Source organism: Aneurinibacillus thermoaerophilus, assembly GCF_900099925.1.
Lineage (GTDB): Bacteria > Bacillota > Bacilli > Aneurinibacillales > Aneurinibacillaceae > Aneurinibacillus > Aneurinibacillus thermoaerophilus.
Genome location: NZ_FNDE01000005.1, coordinates 131,435 through 140,347, shown reverse-complemented (window position 1 = coordinate 140,347; position 8,913 = coordinate 131,435). Strand labels below are relative to the sequence as shown.

Genomic DNA, 8,913 nt, shown 5'->3' with positions numbered 1-8,913 from the left:
CAAAAAGGTAGCCGCATTACATTTCTCTGCTGCAGAACATGTGGCCGAGTATCCTTCCATGACCAGTCGAACCGCCATAAGGCGTTGCTTAAAGAGTACATCTTGCATTTTTCGTTCTTCTACACGCAGACTTTCCGGTGTAAAACCATGTGCTTGTGTTACGACAAGTTTTCCCATACATTCCGACTCCTTTGAAATTTTTATAGGAATCAGTATGGTAAAATTTTTCCAGTTAAGACATCAATTCAGATCTATATATATATTATTTATAATAGTCACCAAGTGGTGTTTTCTTAAGCAAAGGAAGCAGAAGGCAGGCGATAAGGACACCAGACACGCTGCTAATGAGAAAAGGGGGAACAAAAGCAAAGGCACCTACACTTTTTCCCATTAACAGGGTGGCGATTGGAATGGAAACAAAGGAACCGATGAGGCCAGTACCGACGATCTCACCAATACCCGCTCCCCAAGTTTTGCGGATTTTCTTGTATAAGTAGCCGGCAAGGAAAGCCCCGATCATTCCTCCCGGAAACGCCAGTAACGTCCCGATTCCCAGGATATTGCGGATGACTCCGATGGTAAAGGCAATAAAAACGGCGGCTCCCGGACCAAGTAAAACGCCTGCGATGACGTTGACGGCGTGTTGTATAGGATAAGCTTTGGCCACGCCAGCCGGAAACCATAAAAAACTCGAACCAATGGTTCCGATGGCTACGAGAAGAGCCATAAATGTTAAACGTACGGTTGCTTTCATGTTGTTCTCTCCTTTACTAACATTTCATTTGTTCATTTAGATATCTATCTGACCGGATGTTCTAATATTTATCATAGAAAATAGGGAAAAACACCAAAAGGAATTATAACGTTTTTAATTCTTTCGGTAAAGATGAGGCAGGTTACAGGTCAACACAGATCGATTTCCCGGTTTTCACTCACACAGTTGACAACGATTATCATTATTGATACATTAAAGAATGTATTGATAATGATTATCATTTTCTTGGAGGGAGAGGAATGGCAAACGTTATTTTGGTCTATGCTAGTTTATCAGGAAATACAGAAGAAATCGCCGAACTTGTAGCGGAAGGGGTAAAATCCCAAGGAGTATTGGTAGATATAAAAAGTGTGGTAGAAATAAACGCTACAGATTTGCTTGATTATGACGGTTTTTTGCTGGGAGCTTACACATGGGGGGACGGCGAATTGCCGGATGAGTTTCTTGACTTTTATGATGACATGGAATCTCTTGATTTAACAGGAAAAAAAGCGGCGATTTTCGGATCAGGAGATACATCGTACCCAGATTTTTGTGCAGCGGTTGACATTCTGGAGGAACGCGCCAAAGCATCAGGAGCCGATGTGACCCTGCCAGGACTTAAAGTGGAACTGGCTCCTGAGAAAGAAGAAAAGGACGTGTGCCGAGATTTCGGCAAGAGTTTTGCGGCTACTATTACATAACACTTACCCTGTGGTAAGAGGGAGATAGGTTTCGTCCAAAGCCTGAAGGAAAGAGAGTGGTAAGCCGTCTGCTGTTGTTTCTTTAGAACTATAAAGTCAACAGGACTCCTGGTTATTCTAACCAGGAGTCCTGTTTTTTGTTCCCGGCCGTGAAGTCATTACTTTTGCAGTTCCTTGGGAATTTCCGGTTCATAAGATGTCCACCAACTGTTTGTGCTAATACCGGTTAAAGCAAGCAAATAGGCAATGGAAGCGATTCCGCCAAACATTTTACCCTTCATTTTTTGCCACATTGTTGTCACCTCCTTTCAATAACGTAATCCGCTCGATTCTATCGAAGAGCGCGTATCCCCATGGTGTAACGAGAATGCATTGCCAGGTAATTCCCATAACCGCGATCCATGAAATTTCTTGTAGTTTGTTTATCGTAGAATGTGCAGGTATACACCAAACGGACAAGAGAATAAGAGCAAGATAAGAAATGGATAACCATTTTGACACAGTGATTCTCTTTTTGGAGAATCTTCTATTTCCCCATCTGGCCGGAACATAAAGCCATGTAATCATTGTGCCAAAGAGGAAGAGCGAAAGAAGGATAATGAATTTATTTTCTATAAAAAAGGGCAAAGTGTAAGAAGATAATAGGATTAATAAAACAAAAGAAACAAGACTGATTGTTAAACATTTAAAGAACGTATGCGCATGAACCCCACCTGTAATCATACGAAAGCTGCCGAAAAAGAAAATCATTATGTAAAGTTCCAGTAAGATATGTAAGACCCAGCCGATAATCGTAATCATAACAATTTTAATTAAGGTATTGATTAAAATTTGCAGGCCATAGGACAGAACAGGAAGTGGGTGCCGGGTATCGCTGTGCTTGATGAGCGCTAAAGCGATGGTATCAGCCAGTTTTTTGCTCAATCTTTTTCAGCTCCTTAACCGGAAATGTAATGGTAAATTCGGTTCCGACTTTTTCATTGCTGATGAGACACAGGGTTCCTTTGTTTTTCTCTACTAGACTTGTTACGATTGCCAGTCCCAAACCTGAATGGTTTTGCTTTGTAGAAAATCCGTATTCAAATATTTTCTTTTGTAAATAGATTGGAATAATAGGGCGATAATTTTTCACTTTAATTTGCACTTTGTTGTTTATTTTGATTGTTTCTAAAAGAATTTCATCGCTTGGGTAATCGGCTGCTTTTATAGCATCGGCCGCATTGTCTAATAGATTTCCGATAATTTGATTCAATTCTATCACAGGTATCTCTAATTCAGTCAATGAAGAGGTGAGATGTAAGCGCAACCGAATTTTTTCTTGTGCAAATTGCGCGATCTTTGTTTGCAACAAAGCGCTTAGTTCAGGGTTATCCGAAAGTAAAACTTCATTGATTGATGTGATTTGACCGACCAGCTGTTCGATATAACGTAACAATTTTTCATGTTCTTTTTGTTTGGCCAGAATATATAGCACTTGAATATGATTGGCAAAGTCATGGCGTTGTGAGCGAATCGTTGTAAATAAAGAGGTCATGTTTTTAATCGATTCTTTATAAACCGCTAGTTGGGTTTCATGCCGATTTGATTTGACCAGTTCCTGAATGACTAACAGCGAGAAAGCTTGAAAAATAACGATACAAACAAGGATATATCCTGGGCCGATGTCGCCTTGTTCCAATGTGATGGCTCCGATAATGCCAAACGTATAAAACGCAGAAAATATCCAATATGAACGAAAAGTAAGTTTGTTGGAAGGAATATTTTCTTTGAAAAAGAATATTTTGTATTTTTTAATTATGTACAGAAACAAAGACATTAGGAGCAGATTGGGTAAAGTTCTTGCAAACCATAATAAAGGCTCCATCTGAATTTCTTGTAGCGTTTTATCGTAAAAGTTTGTAAATATACTCATTACAAGAAGTTCATTCATTTGAAGCACAAGTAAAGTGATGACGGAACAAGTAATCAGCGGAAGCAATGGAATCCCCATTCCTTGCTTTACTAAAATGATGAGTATCACAAATTGGAAAAAAGAGCGTAAAGGTAGTGAAAGATCTAACAGTTGTAAAGCTTTCACACTAATTGCGAGAAGAAGCGAAACGATAATATATCTCAATTTACAAGCAGATATATTATAACCTGCTAAAGTAATGCATAGGGCTACAATGAGAAACTCTTCCGGTATAGAGTAGAGGAAAAACATTAAAAGATTCATGCTATGCCGCTCCTTAAATTATACAATATCTCCTGTACACACATAAATATGGATTATATGCTAATTTTTTTATATTATTATTGATAGTCTACTGCGGTGATTTATTCTTGAAAGAGAGCATAAAGCATAACAAAGAAGGGAAAAGAGATTTTGCTTCTTTAATTATATTTTAACATGAATAGCGAGAAGTCCTCTTTCTATCTAGGTGGGGGATGGAATCGCTTTTTTATTTTTCTATCCCTACCTTCTATGATATAGTAGAAAATCATATAAAAGGAGGTGAGTTCAGCAAGCTCTTCTCAATAGAAAGTAGGGTCTACATAGTCAAAACATACAGGTGTTGTGCCACAAGTCACGCATAAAGCGATGCAAAAAGGGGACAGAACCGCCAAGCATTCCTACAAACAAAGGAAATCCTTCAATACAAATGCTAGGCACAAGGCATTAAGGTATTGTTTGTAGACAAATCGTATAGCATTCAAACATGTCCTGTTTGCAAACGCAGAAAGAAAGGATTTACTCGCAACTACCGTTGTCACTGTGGGTATACATCCCATCGGGACATTACATTTACTGTCATTAATAAATCTATTTACAGATGTTAAAGGAGAAAAAAGTTGAACGAAGAAGAGTTTCTTTTGTGTGCGATTGAAGAGGCGAGGGAAGAATTAAATAGAGTAGCTAGCGTTAGGAAATTAACGGACCCAGCGGTAATAGCTATGAGTAAAAAACTGGATAAATTAATTAATCAATATTATTCTTATAAAATAAAGCAAAAAAATACTCCGGAGAGAGGAAACGCTTGATATATAAGGGGTTTTTTACTCTTTTTCTTCTTAAAAATAGGAAATTGACCACATTTTGACCACCTTTAGTCTACTAAAGCTGATTTTGTATTCCTTTTGACTGGATTTTTCATCGCAACGTCGAAGTTTTGAGCAAGGTTTTTTTGCATGTCAGGCAGAATGTGAGAATAAGTATCCAGAGTAATAGTTATGTTAACATGTCCTAGGCGCTCAGATACAACCTTTGGATTTTCGCTAAGTTGTAGCAAAATGGTTGCATGTGTATGCCGGAGATCATGGAAGCGAATAACGGGCAGTTCCCCAATGCCAACCCCGAACATCTCACACAGGGCATCCATCGTATCGAACGGAATCCCTTTTCCCCTGCTGTAGCAGACCGCAGTTAACATTGTCCTGGACAAACCTGTTTGTCTTACAACTTCAGCTAACGTTCTCACTCCATGTTTCGCCATCAGAACCGGTAAGTTCGATTGAATCACTTGAGTCACCTCCAGCTCCCTGATGAACCACAATGCGAAAGGAATTCAGTATGATACGTTTATTCCTCAAAGTGTCACCGGGAGAATGGTTCATCTACGAGCCATTTAAATTTAGCTTTGAAGTAAAAGAAAAGGAGGGATATTATGTCTTCCATATTATTTATTGGCATTGTTGCAATCTTTGTTTTTTTACTCTTTAAAAATTCATTGATGGAAAAAATCAACGTTGATTATAAAATGATTCAAAAAATGAAACATGCTACATGGTTTCAAAGTCATTGGAGAACTGGAGTATTTTTATTTTTTATTAATGCTGTTCTATTTTTTTTAGTTGGTTTTATTCTTTATTTACTTGCCTATTTCATCATTCCTTTTGTCCATGTAATTATCATGCTCCTTGCTGTAATTGTTAGTGTCTGTTTTTGGATGATAATAAGTAAATCATGGCAAGGGAGTAAGGCTAATCGTTTCAAGGTGGGGTTAGTAGGAAGTAGTTTTTATATTATTTTGAGTTTGGTGTTCGTTTACAGGTTAATGACATTAAAACCTTCGTATCCCGTCGAGGATACCTTTATGGAGTCCATTGGTTTAATATTTGGTATTATAGTGACGATGGTGGCTTTTATCACATGTTTTATCATTATAGCGTTTCCAAAAAGTAATAATTATTCTTTTAAAAGTGGCTCAAAATAACTATCTTAAACATTTCTATTTAATTTCATAGTACATTTTTTATCTTGTTAAGGTCCTTCGCGGTAAACTCGGTACCAATAATCAGGAAGAAGAAAGTGAGCTGGGACTGTTAAAAGAAATTCTACAAGAAAAACTAGAACCTGTTAAATAAGCAATAAGAGAGCAAGATTGAAAGTTATTTCATTGAGCTGGTTTTTCTTTTATTGGTTATATTGGTAATCCTATCATTTTTATTTTTTGCATCAGGAGTTATGAATATGTGGAGTTGGATTAAAAAGATATTCAGCTTGTTTGGAAAGAAGAAACAGGAAGATGAACAAACTGAAGAATTGGCAGAACCTCTTACGAACGATAAAAAGGAAGAAAATGAATCTCAAACGCTTACAGATATGGAGCATAAATCGGGAGTAGTAGTATATAGGAAACGACTGCCTAAAGTCCCTGGAAGGAAAAAGGCGAGAAAAACGCCTGTTCATGTAATTGACAAAGAATTACTTAAACTACTTGATCATCGTAATGATTTATCTGTTGAATCTGTCAGTTTATCAGGAAGTTACTCGCCGAAAATCCCTTTACGTACTCATCAAATTCAATTATATAATGCCTTAAAGTATATTCTTTGATTGGAGAAAATACGGTCGATGAAAGCCTAGAGAAGTTATTGGGTGAAAAGCAATATGTCATTCATCAACTTATGGGAACAGGAATGAATCGAGGCGATATGTTGCGTCTTTTGATTGAAGAAGAGGAAAAAGCGTCGTTAGTAATGGCAAATTAAATAAGGACAAAATGGATGAAAAATACAAAATCGTTTTTAAAAATAGGAGTGGCATAAAGTGTATAGAATTTTGCATTGCGGTAAGTCGTTAGAGAACTACTACCTCGAAATCTGGACAAGGTTGGAGCAGTTTTTAAAGGGAATAAAAAAGCCCCTTTCTGTGTAGTTACAGAAGGGGAAGTAAAAGAGGTGTGCCTTATACACTGCTACCTCTCTATATAGAGGTAGTAAAAAAAGGGAGTCATATTATAAACGGAATAAAAAGGTAGAAAGTTTCAATTTTTTGGATATATAAATAAAAAAATCCCCTCCCGGCCACCAACCGGGTAGGGGTCCCTGCTTACTTCCTATAAAAATAATTTACCATGAGCAGGGGGAATTAGGTATGCAATTATCGTTTTTGCCGAAGATTAACCGGAGGGCTACACAGCGCCGCGTAGAAGAAGCGTTGAAGACGGCACGTATTTATCGTCAGATTGGTTTTGTTTGTCGTGAAATCGAGATGACGCCTGCTTATGAAGCTCGGTATCACGGTGCGACCAACAAGACAAGTGACCAGGTGGCTGAGTTTGCCACATGGAATGTGGACGAGGAAGAAAGGGTCCGAAGGCTTACAGTGCGCGTTGAAAGAGCGGTTAAGCGTCTACCGAAACGTCAGCGTCAAATCATCGAGAAGCGCTATTTAGAAGATGAGGATGTCTTTGATTATATTGTCTGCACAGAGTTAGGAATGTCAGAGAGTACGTATGGAAGACAGAAAGCAAAGGCCGTATATTAGCTTGCATTCATGTTGAATCTGGAAGTATTGGCTGATGAGCCGGTGTCAGCATAAAAAATCCAGTGAAGGCTTTTTTACGGAAAGGTAGTAGCAACATTTTCCTTCAACCTTTCGTTTAGAAAGTAGAAAGCTAAAGGAGGATGTAAACATGAAAAAACAAATGCTAATTGGTTGCTTAGTGGTGTCTTGTGGTTTACTTTCTGTTAATCCTGTCATTGCAGAACCTGTTGCAGCAGCTGTTACAAAACAAAGAGCTGTAGATCCTACACAAATCAAAGCAATAAACGAAAAGAATATCATTTCGTTAATTGTAGAAGCAAAAAAACGATATTTTTACGCTGATGGTGGTGGCAAGGGAAAAATGGAAGTCTTCAATGTAAAAAATTCTGAGTATCGATATCTTTCTTCTGATATTGGCACAAGAAAAAAGCTACTTGATTATTTAATGAAGACATTCACAAAAGAAGCAAGTGAAGCATATATAAAAAAGCGCTTCATTGAGTACAAAGGAAGAATGGCACAGGTAAATGCGGATACAGGAAACATTCTAGAATTTGATAAAGCAACAGCAAAACTGACTAAAAGCTCTTCAACAACTAAGGAATATAAATTATCAATCCCTTATCCTGATAATCAATCAAAACCGGAAATTAAAACAATAAAAGTAAAAAAAGTAAATGGTGTATGGCGAATTGCTACGCCGCCAGAAACGCTTTTTTAAAGAACAGAAGATAGTGTCAGAAGATAAGCGAAGGAGGCCGTTCCGAGGGGAGCGGTCTTATTTATGAAACTTTTTCTTTTTTTTCACGTTTGATTTTATTAGGGAAAGGATGTGAAGAAAATGGAAAAAAACGAGAAGTATCTTAGAGCAAAAAAAAGAGTAAAAGCGCTAAAAGGGTTTTATATTCATTTGGTTGTTTTTATTTTAGTTAACATCGGTTTGTTTTTTATTGATTTGCTATTTTCCCGTGATAGTACTTGGTTTTATTTTCCTTTGTTCGGATGGGGGATTGGACTACTCGCTCACGGCATAACAGTTCTGGGATTTGGAGGATTATTCGGTTCAGAATGGGAGAAAAAGAAAATTCAAGAGTTTATGGACAAGGAATAGGCACCCACGCGGTGCTTTTTATTTTGCTTTGGAGGTGAATGGCAACATGGAAATATGGAAAGTACCAGTAAGTAGCATTAACCCAGCGCAGTATAATCCACGTGTTGAACTGTAGCCTGGAGATGAAGAGTACGAGAAGATGAATCGGAGATTCGCTTATCTGTTTCTCATTTTTTTGAATTTATTCATTCGTGTCCTGAGAAAGTATTATCCAGAATTGGTTGTTTGAAACATCGAAATCTCAAAGCAAATTTATATAACGATATAGGTCAAAATAAATAACGATTGTTGTCGATGTCGTCGACCTCTAATCCTGCAAAAAAGGTGGGGGATCGACGACATGTGGTTTTGGTTTAAATACGTATAAACATGGAAGTTGGCGATAGGACGTAAAAAATAGCTTATCATATGGCGTATGTTTATATTTTGGTGTGAGAACTAAAAAAACGTTATGCCGCAAGGGTTCTCATTATGTATGTTTTCATGTAAAATGGGTTTGTAGCTTACCTATGAGGAATTGAAACTTCTCTCTTTGCGTGATTCCCTGGCAATGTGTATGAGTTTGTAGCTTACCTATGAGGAATTGAAACATTTA

Annotated in this window: 12 protein-coding genes and 2 pseudogenes; 8 read left to right on the top strand and 6 right to left on the bottom strand. The window is 37.6% G+C overall.

What is annotated here, in order from left to right; genetic code table 11:
• Positions 1–262 precede the first annotated feature (262 nt).
• Positions 263–754, bottom strand: coding sequence for an energy coupling factor transporter S component ThiW (gene thiW, locus BLR88_RS04815; RefSeq protein ID WP_091260078.1), 492 nt, complete (start codon positions 752–754; stop codon positions 263–265).
• Between the two features lie 260 nt (positions 755–1,014).
• Here thiW and BLR88_RS04810 point away from each other — a divergent pair, with 260 nt between their 5' ends.
• Entirely contained in the window at positions 1,015–1,458 is a 444-nt protein-coding gene (locus BLR88_RS04810; protein WP_057898597.1) for a flavodoxin, read from the top strand.
• A 158-nt stretch (positions 1,459–1,616) separates the two neighbouring features.
• On the opposite strand, the gene BLR88_RS04805 is transcribed toward BLR88_RS04810, so the two are convergent.
• The 3 genes from BLR88_RS04805 to BLR88_RS04795 are packed head-to-tail and all read right to left on the bottom strand — an operon-like array spanning position 1,617 to position 3,673.
• Positions 1,617–1,751: a cyclic lactone autoinducer peptide gene (locus BLR88_RS04805; RefSeq protein WP_082705956.1), complete on the bottom strand. Its 135-nt coding sequence runs from the start codon at positions 1,749–1,751 to the stop codon at positions 1,617–1,619.
• Entirely contained in the window at positions 1,729–2,382 is a 654-nt protein-coding gene (locus BLR88_RS04800) for an accessory gene regulator ArgB-like protein (protein WP_057898598.1), read from the bottom strand. The genes BLR88_RS04805 and BLR88_RS04800 overlap by 23 nt, the downstream gene beginning before the upstream one ends.
• Positions 2,363–3,673, bottom strand: coding sequence for a sensor histidine kinase (locus BLR88_RS04795; RefSeq protein ID WP_057898599.1), 1,311 nt, complete (start codon positions 3,671–3,673; stop codon positions 2,363–2,365). The genes BLR88_RS04800 and BLR88_RS04795 overlap by 20 nt, the downstream gene beginning before the upstream one ends.
• A 443-nt stretch (positions 3,674–4,116) precedes the next feature.
• On the opposite strand from BLR88_RS04795, the gene BLR88_RS20520 reads away from it, so the two are divergent.
• Both BLR88_RS20520 and BLR88_RS04785 read left to right on the top strand, forming a co-directional pair.
• Complete coding sequence (locus BLR88_RS20520; RefSeq protein ID WP_082705957.1) at positions 4,117–4,278, top strand: zinc ribbon domain-containing protein; 162 nt, start codon at positions 4,117–4,119, stop codon at positions 4,276–4,278.
• A gap of 12 nt (positions 4,279–4,290) precedes the next feature.
• On the top strand, positions 4,291–4,479 hold the full coding sequence (locus BLR88_RS04785; protein WP_057898600.1) for an aspartyl-phosphate phosphatase Spo0E family protein: 189 nt from the start codon (positions 4,291–4,293) through the stop codon (positions 4,477–4,479).
• A gap of 65 nt (positions 4,480–4,544) precedes the next feature.
• Here the strand turns inward: BLR88_RS04785 and BLR88_RS20675 are convergent.
• Together BLR88_RS20675 and BLR88_RS20670 are read right to left on the bottom strand one after the other, a co-directional pair.
• Positions 4,545–4,778: pseudogene (locus tag BLR88_RS20675) on the bottom strand (tyrosine-type recombinase/integrase); the annotation flags it as partial.
• Positions 4,779–4,784: 6 nt separating this feature from the next.
• A pseudogene (locus BLR88_RS20670) lies at positions 4,785–4,958 on the bottom strand (helix-turn-helix domain-containing protein); the annotation flags it as partial.
• A gap of 144 nt (positions 4,959–5,102) precedes the next feature.
• On the opposite strand from BLR88_RS20670, the gene BLR88_RS04775 reads away from it, so the two are divergent.
• The 5 genes from BLR88_RS04775 to BLR88_RS04755 all read left to right on the top strand — a co-directional run bounded on the left by BLR88_RS04775 (position 5,103) and on the right by BLR88_RS04755 (position 8,318).
• Positions 5,103–5,651 (top strand): hypothetical protein, encoded by a 549-nt coding sequence (locus BLR88_RS04775; RefSeq protein ID WP_091260077.1) that lies wholly within the window; start codon positions 5,103–5,105, stop codon positions 5,649–5,651.
• 257 nt (positions 5,652–5,908) lie between these two features.
• On the top strand, positions 5,909–6,274 hold the full coding sequence (locus tag BLR88_RS04770; RefSeq protein WP_057898602.1) for a hypothetical protein: 366 nt from the start codon (positions 5,909–5,911) through the stop codon (positions 6,272–6,274).
• 540 nt (positions 6,275–6,814) lie between these two features.
• Positions 6,815–7,207: an ArpU family phage packaging/lysis transcriptional regulator gene (locus BLR88_RS04765; protein WP_091260075.1), complete on the top strand. Its 393-nt coding sequence runs from the start codon at positions 6,815–6,817 to the stop codon at positions 7,205–7,207.
• Positions 7,208–7,355: 148 nt separating this feature from the next.
• The gene (locus BLR88_RS04760) at positions 7,356–7,928 is read left to right on the top strand and encodes a DL-endopeptidase inhibitor IseA family protein (RefSeq protein WP_057898604.1); all 573 of its coding nucleotides are present in this window, start codon (positions 7,356–7,358) and stop codon (positions 7,926–7,928) included.
• 120 nt (positions 7,929–8,048) lie between these two features.
• Entirely contained in the window at positions 8,049–8,318 is a 270-nt protein-coding gene (locus BLR88_RS04755) for a 2TM domain-containing protein (RefSeq protein WP_057898605.1), read from the top strand.
• The last annotated feature ends 595 nt before the right edge of the window (positions 8,319–8,913 follow it).